Raw genomic sequence first — 13232 nt, 5'->3', positions numbered from 1 at the left:
GCCATGTCGGAGGCTGCATCCACTCGAGTCGCCCTGGCGAAGAGCACGACATCAAGAAAGACGGCAAGAAGACATTCGACGAGCACCACGGGCACGACCGCCCTGCTGCCGTCGCTCGCCCCGCTGCTCCACGAGTGGGTGCCCCGGCAGCGGTGGTTCGCGGGCAAGGGGCAGGCCGTCACCGGCTTCTCCCTCGTCGCGGCCACCGAGATACTGCCTCTGGACGCCGCGGGCGCGGGCCCCGGACTGCTGCACCTGCTCGTCCGGGTGCACCAGCCGGGCGGCCGCCCCGCGCCTGCCCAGGGGGACTGCTACCAGCTGCTGCTCGGCGTGCGCACCACGCTGCCCCCGCGCCTGGCCGGAGCCCGCATCGGGCAGGTCACGGCCGGGCCGCTGGCCGGCCGCACCCTGTACGAGGGGCTGCACGACCCGCGCGTCGCCGACCTTCTGCTGGAACGATTCCGTAACCCCGGTTCCCTCGGCCCTCTCCGCTTCGACCGGGCGGAACCGATCCCGCCGGGCCTCACCCCCCGCGTCCTGGACGCCGAGCAGTCCAACTCCTCGCTCGTCTTCGGGGACGCCTTCATCCTGAAGATCTTCCGCAGGGTCTTCCCCGGCACCAACCCCGATCTCGAACTTCCGCTCGCGCTCAGCCGCGAGGGCTGCGGCCGGGTACCCGCCCCGGTGGCCTGGTTCGAGGCGACGACGAGCCCGGAGCCGCTCACGCTCGGGGTGCTGCAGCCGTTCCTGCGCGGCGCTCAGGACGGCTGGCAGCTGGCGCTCGCCGCGCTGGCCGCCGGGCGGGACTTCGTACCGGAGGCGCACGCGCTCGGCCGGGCCACCGCCGAGGTGCACATCGCCCTGGCCGCCGCGCTGCCTACGCCGCCCCTGGCCCACGACCGGACCAGGGACCTGGTGGCCGGGATGGTGGAGCGGCTGGAGGCCGCCGCCCAGGCGGTCCCGGCCCTCGTCCCGTACGTACCGGGGCTGCGCACCGCGTTCGACGCGGTCGCGGCGCTCGGGGACACGGGGTGCGGCTGGGCGGCGCAGCGGGTCCACGGGGACCTGCACCTCGGGCAGACCCTGCGGGGGGACGACGGCTTCTGGTCGCTGATCGACTTCGAGGGCGAGCCGAACAGGCCGCTGCCCGAACGGCGCGCCCCGCAGCCGACGGTGCGTGACGTCGCGGGGATGCTCAGGTCCTTCGACTACGCGGCCCGCTCGCACCACCCGTGGAACCCCGAATGGGCGGCCCGCTGCCGTGCCGCGTACTGCGAGGGCTACGCCCGCGCGGCGGGTTCCGATCCACGCGCCGAGCCGGAGCTGCTGCGCGCCCACGAGACCGACAAGGCGGTGTACGAGGTGCTGTACGAGGCCCGCCACCGTCCCGACTGGCTGCCCGTACCGATGGCCGCCATCCAGCGCCTGGCCGGCACGACCGCGTGACCTCCGCTCCCACCACTCACCCCCGAGCCTTCCGAGGAGGCAGTCTCTGTGACCGCCCGCAAGCCGTCCCGCAAGTCGTCCGATCCCATCGAGGTCCCTCCCACGGCCGAGCCGGTGACCAACGAGGTCACCGCCCCCGCGGCTCCACCCGCCGCGGCTCCCGTCCCCGCCGAAGCACCCGCGGACGCACTCCCGCCGCCCCCGGTGAAGCGCGCCGGGGCCAGGAAGACGACGGGCGCGGCCACCGGCGCCCCGCCCCGTCCCCGGCGCGGCGGGGGCAGCAAGAACGTGCTGCCCGCCACCACCCTGGACGACGCGGACCGGGGCCGGCTGCTCGCCGGTGAGCACCACGATCCGCACGGGCTCCTGGGCGCGCACCCGACCTCGGGCGGAGTGCTCTTCCGGGCGCTGCGCCCCTTCGCCCGCTCGGTGACGGTCCTGGCCGGGGACAAGCGGGCCGAGTTGCAGAGCGACGGCGACGGTTTCTTCTCGGGCGTCCTGCCGCTGTCCACCGTGCCGGACGGGTACCGCCTTCAGGTCGCGTACGACGACAACACGATCGAGGTGGACGACCCGTACCGCTTCCTGCCCGCCATCGGCGAACTCGATCTGCACCTCATCGGCGAGGGCCGGCACGAGGAGCTCTGGAAGGCGCTCGGCTCACAGCCGATGGAGCACCAGGGGGTGTCCGGCACCCGGTTCACCGTCTGGGCGCCGAACGCGCGGGGGGTCCGCGTCACGGGCGACTTCAACTACTGGGACGGCACGGCCTTCCCCATGCGCTCGCTCGGCTCCACCGGCGTCTGGGAGATCTTCCTCCCGGGTGTCGGCGAGGGTGCCGTATACAAGTACGACATCTGCCGGCCCGACGGCTCGCACACCCAGCGGGCCGACCCGATGGCCCGGCACACGGAGGTCCCGCCCGCCACCGCCTCGGTGGTCACGGCCTCGCGCCATGAGTGGCAGGACGCGGACTGGATGGCCCACCGGGGCGACCGGCCGGTCCACGAGTCCCCGTTCTCCGTCTACGAGATCCACCTCCCCTCCTGGCGGCCGGGCCTCAGCTACCGACAGCTGGCCGCCCAGCTCCCCGCCTACGTACGGGAACTCGGCTTCACGCACGTGGAGTTGATGCCGGTCTCGGAGCACCCCTTCGGCGGTTCCTGGGGCTACCAGGTCACCGGCTTCTACGCGCCGACGTCCCGCATGGGCACCCCGGACGACTTCCGCTTCCTGGTCGACGCGCTGCACGCGGCGGGCATCGGCGTCCTCATGGACTGGGTGCCGGCGCACTTCCCGCGCGACGACTGGGCGCTCGCCGAATTCGACGGCCGCCCGCTGTACGAGCACTCCGACCCGAACCGGGCCGCGCACCCGGACTGGGGGACCCTGGAGTTCGACTACGGCCGCAAGGAGGTCCGCAACTTCCTGGTATCCAACGCCACTTACTGGTGCGAGGAGTTTCACATCGACGGGCTGCGGGTGGACGCGGTCGCCTCCATGCTCTACCTGGACTACTCCCGCGAGGACGGCCAGTGGTCGCCGAACGAGTTCGGGGGCCGGGAGAACCTGGACGCGGTCGCCTTCCTCCAGGAGATGAACGCGACGGTCTACCGGCGCAACCCGGGCGTCGTCACGATGGCGGAGGAGTCCACCGCCTGGGACGGGGTCACCCGCGCCACGGACCACGGCGGCCTCGGCTTCGGCCTGAAGTGGAACATGGGCTGGATGCACGACTCCCTCGTGTACATGTCCAAGGAGCCCGTCCACCGCAAGTACCACCACAACGAGATGACCTTCTCGATGGTGTACGCGTACAGCGAGAACTACGTGCTGCCGATCTCGCACGACGAGGTGGTGCACGGCAAGCAGGCCCTGGTCACCAAGATGCCCGGCGACTGGTGGCAGCGGCGGGCCAACCACCGCGCCTATCTGGGCTTCATGTGGGCCCACCCCGGTAAGCAACTCCTCTTCATGGGGCAGGAGTTCGCGCAGGGCGCCGAATGGTCCGAGGGCCACGGCCCGGACTGGTGGCTGCTCGACGAGACGTACGAGGCCTCCGGCGACCACCGGGGCGTCCGCTCCCTGGTCACGGACCTCAACGCGGTCTACAACGCCCTGCCCGCGCTCTGGCAGCGGGACACCTCGCCGGAGGGCTTCAGCTGGATCGACGGCGGCGCCGCGGAGGACAACGCGTTCTCGTTCGTCCGCTACGACGCGGACGGATCACCGCTGATCGCCGTCTCCCACTTCTCCCCGGTGGTGCGGCAGGACTACCGGATCGGCCTGCCGGACGGCCCGGAGGCCTGGGTCGAGGTCCTGAACACGGACGCGGCCCGCTACGGCGGCAGCGACGTACGCAACGGGGAGCCGCTGAAGCCGGAGGCGGTGGCGGCGCACGGCAGGGACACCAGCATCACGCTGACGCTCCCGCCACTGGCGACGGTCTGGCTGCGGCCGGCCTGACGGGCGGAGGGCACGGGACGGGCCGGGCGTGGGCTTCTTTCCATGCGCCGGCCCTCCCGCGCTGCCCGAGGTGGACCGGAGTGCGGGGCCTGGGCGCCTACGGTTCGGCCCTTCCACGCAGCGACGAAACTGTGTACGGCGCAGGATCTCCAAGGAGGGTAAATTGCGTGTCCCATCCAGAAGAGACACATCCTTCGACCCGCAAGAGCGGTAAGTTACTCAGCCCCGTCGGAGACATAAGTCCGCGGACCGCCGCCGGAATTGTCGCCTCCATGGCGGTGGCAGCGTTCTCCTTCGTCACCACGGAGAACCTCCCCATCGGTCTTCTCTCGCTGATCGCCGACGACCTGAATGCATCCGTGTCGTCGGTCGGCCTGCTGGTCACCTTTTACGGCCTCACGGTCGCTGTGGTCTCGGTACCGGTGGCCAAGCTCACGCTCGGCATCCCCCGCCGGATCCTCCTCATTCGAATCCTCGGGCTCTTCCTGGTGGCGACGTGGATTTCCGCGGCCGCCCCGACCTACTGGGTGCTGCTCCTCGCCCGCCTGCTCACCTCTCTGAGCCAGGCGGTCTTCTGGGCCGTAGTCGCGCCCACCGTCGCCGGCCTCTTCCAGCCCGCCGTGCGCGGGCGGATCATCGCGCTGACCTTCTCAGGTGCTTCACTGGGCGGTGTCCTGGGCGTCCCGGCAGCCACCTGGATCGGACAAGGTGCCGGCTGGCGGATCGCGTTCGTGGCGCTGAGCGTGCTCACCGCCATCGTCCTCGTCGTTGTCGTCCTTCGGTTGCCGGACACCGATCCCGAGCACAATCACGCGTCCAGGGGCGCCGATCCCGACCGCCGGGTGTACGCCCTCGTGGTGTCCGCGAACGCCCTGATGGTGGCCGGCGTGTTCACCACGTACACCTATCTCGTCGCCTTCCTGGACGAGGTGAGCGGCTTCGCCGAGCAGGCGATCACGCCGATGCTGCTGCTCTACGGAGCCGCGGGGGTGGTGGGCGGCCTCGCAGCAGGCGCGACCTCGGACCGGCATCCGAGACTGGCCTTCACCGCGCCGAGTGCCGTCCTGGTGGTGGCACTGCTCGGGCTCTATGCGCTCGGCGAGGAGAGGAGCGTGGTCATCGCGTGCGTCAGCCTCGCGGGCTTCGCCTGCGCGTGCGTCCCCATCGCCACCCAGAACCGAATCATGCAAGTGGCCCCCGGCAGCACCGATGTGGCCTCGGCAGGCAACTCGGCCGCTTTCAACCTGGGCATCGCCTCCGGGGCGCTGACCGGCGGCGTACTCGTCGAGACCGTCAGTGTGCGCAGCGTCGCCCTGGGGGGCGCGGTGCTGTCGGCGATGGCGCTCGCACTGGCCCTGATCGAACCCGCGCTGCTGAGGAGCATTCCCAGGGGCGTCCCTCCGACCCGCGAGAGCCGGCCGGCGGACTGAACCCGGGGAGGACGGGCAGCCAGCCCATGGGGCGGACTCGACGGCCCCGGACGATCTGTGAGCGCGCCCGGCGGTCAGACCGCCGCCGGGAGCACGTCCTCCAGCTCCTGGAGCAGGCGGCGCTTCGGGCGGGCGCCCACCATCGACTTCACCGGTTCGCCGTCCTGGAAGACCATCAGCGTCGGCATCGACAGCACCGCGTAGCGGCTGGTGATGCCCGGGTTGTGGTCCACGTCGAGCTGGACGACCTTGACCCGGCCGGCCTCCTCCCGGGCGATCGCGCTGAGCACCGGGGCGAGCTGGCGGCAGGGCCCGCACCAGTCGGCGGTGAATTCGACCAGGACCGGCAGGCCGGCTCCCAGGACCTCCGTGTCGAACGTCGTGTCGGTCACCTCGGCGACACCTTCCGCGTGGATCATCTCTCGTCCTCCCAGTTCAGTTCACACCGTGGTTCGGGGCCGCCCGGCACCATCGCCGACGCCTCCGTCTCGGCGCGGGCCAGCTGTGCGCCCACCTCCGTACGGACCGACTGGAGCTGGCCGATGAGCGCGTCCAGCTCGCCGAGCTTGCGCCGGTAGACGGCCAGCGAGGCCGGGCAGGCGTCGCCCGCCGGGTGGCCCGCGCGCAGGCAGTCGACGAAGGGACGGGTCTCCTCCAGGTCGAACCCGAAGTCCTGAAGGGTCCGGATCTGCTGGATCAGCCGCAGGTCACTCTCGTCGTACGTGCGGTAGCCGTTCTCCGCGCGGCGTGCGTGCAGCAGGCCCCGTGACTCGTAGTACCGCAGCGTCCGTGTCGTCGTTCCGGCGCGTTCGGCCAGCTCCCCGATTCGCATACCGCGACGGTAGTCCTTGACGTGGGCGTCAAGGCAAGCGCCGAGGTGAGCACAGGGCAGGGCGCCGCCTTCAGGAAATGGAGCGGCCGGGGCCATTGACGGGCGCCCCCGGTGCGTCTAAATAACTCTGAGAGCGCTCTCATATACAACCTTCCCGGCACGTCCCCACCGGAGGTTCCCTTGCGTACGAGCCGCACCACCCCCCACAGACCCCACGGTCGAACGACCGTCCTCGCCGCCCTCACCGCTCTGGCCCTCACCCTCGCCGCAGTGATCACCGTCGCCGGCTCCGGGCCCGCCCGTGGTGACGTCCCGACGACGCCCGGCTGGGACCTGCAGTGGAGTGACGACTTCAACGGCGCGAACCGCAGCCTGCCGTCCTCCGCGAACTGGCAGATCGACACGGGTCACGGCTATCCCGGCGGTCCCGGCAACTGGGGCACCGGGGAGGTCCAGAACTACACCGCCAGCCCCGACAACGTCAGCCTCGACGGCAGCGGCAACCTCCGCATCACCCCGCTCCGCGACGGCGCGGGCAACTGGACCTCGGGCCGCATCGAGACCAAGCGGGCCGACTTCAAGGCACCGGCCGGCGGCACCCTGCGTATCGAGGGCCGCGTCCAGATGCCGAACGTCACCGGCAACGCGGCCCTGGGCTACTGGCCCGCCTTCTGGGCACTGGGCTCGCCCTACCGGGGCAACTACTGGAACTGGCCGGGCATCGGTGAGTTCGACATCATGGAGAACGTCAACGGGATCAACTCCGTCTGGGGCGTGCTGCACTGCGGGGTCAACCCGGGCGGCCCCTGCAACGAGACCACCGGCCTCGGCAACAGCCGCGTCTGCCCGGGCGCGAGCTGCCAGTCCGCCTTCCACACCTACCGCTTCGAGTGGGACCGCGCCGTCACGCCCAACGCCCTGCGCTGGTACGTCGACGACCAGCTCTTCCACAGCGTCACCCAGAGCCAGCTGGACGCCACGACGTGGGCGAACATGACCGACCACGCCGGGTACTTCCTCCTGCTGAACCTCGCGATCGGCGGCGCCTTCCCGGACGCGCTCGGCGGCTCCACCCCGACCGCCGGGACGGTCCCCGGCCGGCCCATGCTGGTCGACTACGTCGGCGTCTGGACCCGGGGAGGCGGTGGCACCACCGACCCGCCCACGGATCCGCCGACCGGCTCCTCCACCCTCGTCCTGCGCAGCGCCGGTGGCCTCGGCGCCGCCCAGTCCGCCGCCTCGTCGGTGACGGTCGCATCGGCGGGCGGCGGCAACTACGACGGCACCCCGCACAGCCCGCAGACGTTCACCGCGACCGGCATCACCCGGACGTACGACGGCGGCTCCACCCAGTTCGACGTGTTCGCCGACTCGGGCACCGCGATCGCCAACGGGCAGCAGGTGCGGGTGAGTTACGACCGTACGGGCGACGGGACCTGGGACCGCACGGAGACGTACAACTACTTCGCCACCGATCCCGTCAACGGGTACGAGCACTACACGCAGGCCAAGGGGCTCAAGGCGTCCACCGGGAGCCACGGCAACCTGGTCAACGGCAAGGTGAGAGTGGAGGTCTGGAACGCCATCGGCAACGGCACGAGCACCGTGGGCACCGGAAACCAGTCGGTCATCCGCATCCCGTTCGGCTGACGCTCATCGGGCGACGGTGAGGAAACAGGTGTAGGAGCCCGTCACCGTCGTTTCCGTCCCGCTGCCGGGTTCCCCGTCCATGGTGACCGATACGCTCACCTCGGACTTCCCCCGCATGCCGAACCCGTCCGCGTAACGGCCGCCGCGCCGCCAGTCCTTCGGCGCGGCGGCATCGGCGCGCCCGCACTCCACTCTCCCGTAGCGGTCGCCGCTCCCGACATCCCGCTTGCCGGAGAACGCCCGGTCCACCTCCACCTGGCCCAGCACCCGGATGTCGTGCCGGTCCGCGCAGTCCACGGGCCGGACGATCTCCTCGGTGGCCAGCCCCGTGCCGCCGGTGGCCGCGCACCGGCCGGCCTCCAGCGTGGCGACGGGTGCCAGCACCTCTCCGGCGTCCTCGACCGCCTCGCCGCCGCCGGAGGGACCCTCGGCCTTCCCCGGCTCGCCGAAGGCGGTGAGTTCGTACGCCGCCCGCAGCCGCTTCACCTCGACGAGCATCCCCTGGTCGTGCAGCGCGGCCAGCACGGGCGCGAGGTCGGCAGCGGCCGAGACCAGTCTGCCGTCGGCGTCCAGCTTCACCGTCAGCCCGACGGACTCCGTCCCCCAGGCGTCACCGGCGCCCCGCAGGTGACGCGGCAGGAGCTCCGCCGCGACCTCGGGCAGCAGGACCACCCGGTAGACCCGGCTGCCGTCCGCGCGGCGCTCCGGGGCCTCTCGGGGGATCGCGCGCGGAACGAGGTCCGCGAGGGTCCCGCTGTACGGCGCCGCGTCCCCGGCCGCGTGCCCGGCGACGTCGCCCGTGGCCTCGCCGAACTTGCTGACGGCCTCGGGGGTGTACTTCAGCCAGGCGGAGCCGCCGTTGCGGACGTAGACGTCGTCGTCCGCGGTGGCCAGCACCTGCTTGCCCTCCGGAGCCGCTCCCCTCAGGAGCTCCAGCGTGCCCTTCGGAAACGTGCGAGGTGCGTCGAGGCCGGTGTCCGCGCGTGACGTCCCCCGCTCGTAGTCCTGGTTCCCCCGCGCGCGCTGCACGGCATCGCCGCCCGCCGCGCCGTACGTCAGCGTCGAGACGAAAGCGGCGGTGCCCGCCCCACGGGTGGCGTCCGTCGCCGCCTGGAACTGCTCGGCGAGCGGCTGCCCGTAGACCGCCTCCCCTGCCGGGGCCTTCTCGCCCGCGCCGCATCCGGCCGTGCCGATGAGAACCGGCAGCAGCAGCGCGACCGCGGCCCTCCGGTGTCGTGCGGTCTTCAGCGTCCCCACCCCTTGCGCCTGGTCAGGACACCTTCTGCGCCTGTCCGGGAGAGTGATACTGCTCGGACCCGCCCCACGGCACCAGCACGGAATGATCACACTGTCCGCACATCACCGGCCGGGCATACGGAAGCGGCCGGTACGGAAGACCCCGTACCGGCCGCTTCAGTCGTGCGTCACGACCCGCTCGTCACACCTTCGCGAGCGAGGGCTGCTCCTCGCCGCCGTCCCGGGCGTCCGGGACGTGCGGCTCGCCGCCGTGGGCGTCGTCCGTCATCGTCTGCTCGTCGAACGGGAGGGCGCCGGAGAGGACCTCGTCCACCCGGGCCCGGTCGATCTCCTTGGTCCAGGTGCCGACCAGCACCGTGGCCACCGCGTTGCCCGCGAAGTTGGTCAGAGCGCGGGCCTCGCTCATGAAGCGGTCGATGCCGACGATCAGTCCGACACCGTCGACCAGTTCGGGGCGGTGCGACTGGAGGCCGCCCGCGAGGGTGGCCAGGCCGGCGCCGGTGACGCCCGCCGCGCCCTTCGAGGCGATCACCATGAAGACCAGCAGCGAGATCTGCTCGCCGATGGTCAGCGGGTCGCCCGTCGCGTTGGCGATGAAGAGCGAGGCCATCGTGAGGTAGATCGCGGTGCCGTCGAGGTTGAAGGAGTAGCCGGTCGGCACGGTGATGCCGACGACGGGCTTGCTGACTCCCATGTGCTCCATCTTCGCGATCAGCCGCGGCAGGGCCGACTCGGACGAGGAGGTGGAGAGGATCAGCAGGAACTCACGGCCCAGGTACTTCAGCAGGGAGAAGATGTTGACCCCGGCGACCAGGCGCAGGATCGCTCCCAGGATCACGAACACGAAGAGCGCGCAGGTGACGTAGAAGCCGACCATGATGATCGCGAGGGACTTCAGCGCGTCCACGCCGGTCTCCCCGACCACCGCCGCCATCGCACCGAACGCGCCGACCGGCGCCGCCCACATGATCATGGCGAGGATGCGGAAGACGAGACGCTGGATGTGGCCGATGCCCCGCAGGACGGGTTCGCCGGCCGAGCCCATGGCCTGCAGCGCGAAGCCCGCGAGCAGGGCGATGAGCAGGGTCTGCAGGACCTCGCCCTCGGTGAAGGCCGACACCATGGTCGTGGGGATGATGCCGAGCAGGAAGTCCACGGTGGACTCGCTCTCACCCGCCTGCGCCTCACCCGCGGCGCGGGCCGCCTCGGTGAGGTGGAGGCTGGAGCCGGGCTCCAGGAGGTTGCCGACGACCAGGCCGATGGCCAGGGCGACGGTCGACATCACCAGGAAGTAGCCGAGGGCCAGACCGCCGACGGCGCCGACCTTGGCGGCCTTCCGTACGGAGCCGACCCCCAGCACGATCGTGCAGAAGATGATCGGCGAGATCATCATCTTGATGAGGTTGACGAAGCCTGTGCCGATCGGCTTGAGCTCCACGGCGAAGTCCGGAGCCACGAGGCCCACCGTGATGCCCAGCAGCACGGCGGCGATCACGGCGATGTAGAGATAGTGGGTGCGGTCCCGTCGTGCGGCTTTCTCTGCCACGGGGGTCTCCTCGGGTATGCGTCGGCTCCCCGTCCCTGGGGGCCCCGGTGACTATTCACTTCCCTGTGACGGCCGTCACCCTTGCGTTCATATCGTTCACAGACGCTTATCAGCCACCTTGGGCCGGTGGGCCCCGCCAGGCACACTGTGAGGCATGCGCCTGCCCCGTACCCTCCCCCGCAGCCTGGCCGGCCAGCTGTTCGCGATGCAGGCCCTGCTCGTGGCCGCGGTCGTGGCCGGGTGCGCGTTCTTCGCATACGCCTCGGGCCGTTCCCAGGCGGAGGAGACCGCAGTCCGCCAGGTCCGGGCGGCCGCCCTCGCCATGGCCGAATCGCCGTCGGTGCGGGAGGCGATCCGTACCCCCGACCCGTCCGCCGTACTCCAGCCCTACGCGGAGCGGGTCCGCGAGGACACCGGGATCGCGTTCGTCACGATCATGAATCCGGAGGGGGTCCGCTGGACCCACCCCGACCCCACCCAGATCGGCAGAAGCTTCATCGGGCACACCGAGCGCGCCCTGCTCGGCGAGACGTTCGAGGAGACGTACACCGGCACGCTGGGGCCCTCGATACGGGTCGTCACGCCTGTCCGGGACGGCGACAGGATCGTCGGCCTGGTCAGCGCGGGCATCACCGTCGAGCGGGTCTCCACACAGGTGCGCGAGCAGCTCGGGGCCCTGGGGACGGCTGCGGGCGCCGCCCTGGCGCTGGGCGCGCTCGGGACGTACGTGATCAACGCCAGGCTGCGGCGGCACACGCACGGGATGAACGCCCGGGAGCTGAGCCGGATGCACACGTACCACGAGGCCACGCTGCACGCGGTGCGCGAGGGGCTGCTCATGCTGGACGGGCAGCGCCGGGTCGCCCTGATCAACGACGCGGGCCGCGAGCTGCTGGGGCTGCCGCCGGGGTCGGTCGGACGCAGGGTCGACGAGCTGGCGCTGCCGACGCCGCTGACCGGGGCGCTCCTGGCGTCCGAGCCACGGGTGGACGAGGTCCACCTGACGGCGGAGCGGGTGATCGTCGTCAACACCAGCCCGGTGGTCGGCGGCGAGCGGCGCGGGACGGTCGTGACGCTGCGGGACCACACGGAGCTGCAGGCGCTGTCGGGCGAGCTCGACTCGGAGCGCGGCTTCACCCAGGCACTGCGCTCGCAGGCGCACGAGGCGGCGAACCGGCTGCACACCGTGGTGTCGCTGATCGAGCTGGGCCGGGTCGAGGAGGCGGTGGACTTCGCGACGGCGGAGCTGGAGCTGGCGCAGGTCCTCACCGATCGGGTCGTGGGCGCGGTCGCCGAGCCCGTGCTCGCCGCCCTGCTGCTCGGCAAGGCGGCGCAGGCCAACGAGCGCGGTGTGGAGCTGGTGCTCGCCGAGGACAGCCTGATCGACGACGGGGCCCTGCCGCGCTCGCTGGCGCCGCGGGATCTGGTGACGATCCTCGGCAATCTGATCGACAACGCGGTGGACGCCGCGTCGGAGGCGGCGACGGGCGTCGGCGCCCCCGTGCCCGCGCAGCGCACCGCGACACGGGCCCTGGTCACCGTGACCGCGCGGACGGACTCCGGCGAGCTGCTGCTGCGGGTGGCGGACACCGGCGCCGGGATCGGCCCGGACGACGCGGACGAGGTGTTCCGGCGCGGCTGGACGACCCACGGCACGGGCCGGGGCCTGGGCCTGGCGCTCGTCCGGCAGGCGGTCCACCGCAACGGCGGGACGGTGGCGCTGGGCCGGGCGGAGGACGGCGGCGCGGAGTTCACGGTGCGGCTGCCGCTCGCCGGCCGTACGGCGACGACGGAGGTGGCCCCGTGATCCGGGTGCTGGTCGTGGAGGACGATCCGGTGGCCGCGGACGCCCATCAGCTGTACGTGGGCCGGGTGCCGGGTTTCGAGGTCGCCGCCGTCGCCCACACCCGGGCGGAGGCCGTACGGGCGCTGGACCGGACGGAGGTGGACCTGCTGCTGCTCGATCTCTATCTGCCCGACGGGCACGGTCTGCAGCTGCTGCGCTCACTGCGGGCGGCGGGACACGGCGCGGACGTCATCGCGGTGACGTCGGCGCGCGATCTGGCGGTCGTGCGGGAGGGCGTGTCGCTCGGTGTCGTGCAGTACGTGCTGAAGCCGTTCACGTATCCGACGCTCCGGGACCGGCTCGTCCGGTACGCCGAGTTCCGTGCGGCGGCCGGCGAGGCGAGCGGCCAGGAGGAGGTGGACCGGGCGCTGGGCGCGCTGCGGGTCTCGGACCCGGCCACGCTGCCCAAGGGGCTGAGCGGTCCGACGCTGGAGGCGGTGACCCGGGCCCTGCGGGAGGCGCCGGAGGGGGTGACCGCGGCGGCCGCCGGGGAGGATCTGGGAATCTCCCGGATCACCGCCCGCCGCTATCTGGAGCATCTGGTGACGGTGGGCCGCGCCGTGCGACGGCCCAGCTACGGTCAGGTCGGCCGGCCCGAGCTGCACTACCACTGGGTGGCTGAAAGCCGCTGATGGTCCGGCCCGCCCCCGAAGGGCGCCCTAGGAGGATCATACGAAGGGTGAACTGATAGGAACAGCCTGTAGCCAGGCTGTTCCCGGCCTTCTACGGTGGGGCGGTGCACCCCACCCCGCCCTTCAA

General features: G+C 71.8%; 10 protein-coding genes. 6 read left to right on the top strand and 4 right to left on the bottom strand.

Translation table 11 applies throughout. The annotated features are described in order from the left end of the window. Nucleotides 1-3 precede the first annotated feature (3 nt). The 3 genes from ACIBCU_RS11360 (at nucleotide 4) to ACIBCU_RS11350 (ending at nucleotide 5342) form a co-directional block, all read left to right on the top strand. A complete protein-coding gene (locus tag ACIBCU_RS11360; RefSeq protein ID WP_399230747.1) occupies nucleotides 4-1446 on the top strand; it encodes a maltokinase in 1443 nt (480 codons plus the stop codon). Between the two features lie 48 nt (nucleotides 1447-1494). After that, complete coding sequence (gene glgB / locus ACIBCU_RS11355) at nucleotides 1495-3912, top strand: 1,4-alpha-glucan branching enzyme (protein WP_399230745.1); 2418 nt, start codon at nucleotides 1495-1497, stop codon at nucleotides 3910-3912. Between the two features lie 272 nt (nucleotides 3913-4184). Next, nucleotides 4185-5342: an MFS transporter gene (locus tag ACIBCU_RS11350; RefSeq protein ID WP_399230743.1), complete on the top strand. Its 1158-nt coding sequence runs from the start codon at nucleotides 4185-4187 to the stop codon at nucleotides 5340-5342. Between the two features lie 74 nt (nucleotides 5343-5416). Here the strand turns inward: ACIBCU_RS11350 and trxA are convergent, their stop codons facing one another. Together trxA and ACIBCU_RS11340 are read right to left on the bottom strand one after the other, a co-directional pair. Further along, nucleotides 5417-5761 (bottom strand): thioredoxin, encoded by a 345-nt coding sequence (gene trxA / locus ACIBCU_RS11345; protein ID WP_362931652.1) that lies wholly within the window; start codon nucleotides 5759-5761, stop codon nucleotides 5417-5419. After that, entirely contained in the window at nucleotides 5758-6174 is a 417-nt protein-coding gene (locus tag ACIBCU_RS11340; protein WP_362931650.1) for a MerR family transcriptional regulator, read from the bottom strand. Before ACIBCU_RS11340 ends, trxA begins: the two co-directional genes overlap by 4 nt. Before the next feature lie 180 nt (nucleotides 6175-6354). Between ACIBCU_RS11340 and ACIBCU_RS11335 the strand changes: the two genes are divergently transcribed. Further along, a complete protein-coding gene (locus tag ACIBCU_RS11335) occupies nucleotides 6355-7824 on the top strand; it encodes a glycoside hydrolase family 16 protein (protein WP_399230741.1) in 1470 nt (489 codons plus the stop codon). Between the two features lie 3 nt (nucleotides 7825-7827). Here ACIBCU_RS11335 and ACIBCU_RS11330 read toward each other — a convergent pair whose 3' ends face one another. Both ACIBCU_RS11330 and ACIBCU_RS11325 read right to left on the bottom strand, forming a co-directional pair. After that, on the bottom strand, nucleotides 7828-9081 hold the full coding sequence (locus tag ACIBCU_RS11330; protein WP_399230739.1) for a hypothetical protein: 1254 nt from the start codon (nucleotides 9079-9081) through the stop codon (nucleotides 7828-7830). A 181-nt stretch (nucleotides 9082-9262) separates the two neighbouring features. Then, nucleotides 9263-10627 (bottom strand): cation:dicarboxylate symporter family transporter, encoded by a 1365-nt coding sequence (locus ACIBCU_RS11325; protein WP_362931644.1) that lies wholly within the window; start codon nucleotides 10625-10627, stop codon nucleotides 9263-9265. Nucleotides 10628-10781: 154 nt separating this feature from the next. Between ACIBCU_RS11325 and ACIBCU_RS11320 the strand changes: the two genes are divergently transcribed. Together ACIBCU_RS11320 and ACIBCU_RS11315 are read left to right on the top strand one after the other, a co-directional pair. Next, entirely contained in the window at nucleotides 10782-12434 is a 1653-nt protein-coding gene (locus tag ACIBCU_RS11320; protein ID WP_399230736.1) for an ATP-binding protein, read from the top strand. Beyond that, entirely contained in the window at nucleotides 12431-13105 is a 675-nt protein-coding gene (locus tag ACIBCU_RS11315; protein WP_362931640.1) for a response regulator, read from the top strand. The genes ACIBCU_RS11320 and ACIBCU_RS11315 overlap by 4 nt, the downstream gene beginning before the upstream one ends. Nucleotides 13106-13232: the final 127 nt, after the last annotated feature.

The organism is Streptomyces sp. NPDC051064, from assembly GCF_044455985.1.
GTDB lineage: Bacteria > Actinomycetota > Actinomycetes > Streptomycetales > Streptomycetaceae > Streptomyces.
The sequence above is the reverse complement of the archived record's forward strand: the minus strand, read 5'-3'. Positions and strand labels throughout refer to the sequence as shown.

Excerpts from the sequence above, each read along its gene's own strand:
- ACIBCU_RS11360 (WP_399230747.1), top strand. The coding sequence starts at position 4 with ATGTCGGAGGCTGCATCCACTCGAGTCGCCCTGGCGAAGAGCACGACA.
- ACIBCU_RS11350 (WP_399230743.1), top strand. The coding sequence starts at position 4,185 with ATGGCGGTGGCAGCGTTCTCCTTCGTCACCACGGAGAACCTCCCCATC.
- trxA (WP_362931652.1), bottom strand. The coding sequence starts at position 5,761 with ATGATCCACGCGGAAGGTGTCGCCGAGGTGACCGACACGACGTTCGAC.
- ACIBCU_RS11340 (WP_362931650.1), bottom strand. The coding sequence starts at position 6,174 with ATGCGAATCGGGGAGCTGGCCGAACGCGCCGGAACGACGACACGGACG.
- ACIBCU_RS11320 (WP_399230736.1), top strand. The coding sequence starts at position 10,782 with ATGCGCCTGCCCCGTACCCTCCCCCGCAGCCTGGCCGGCCAGCTGTTC.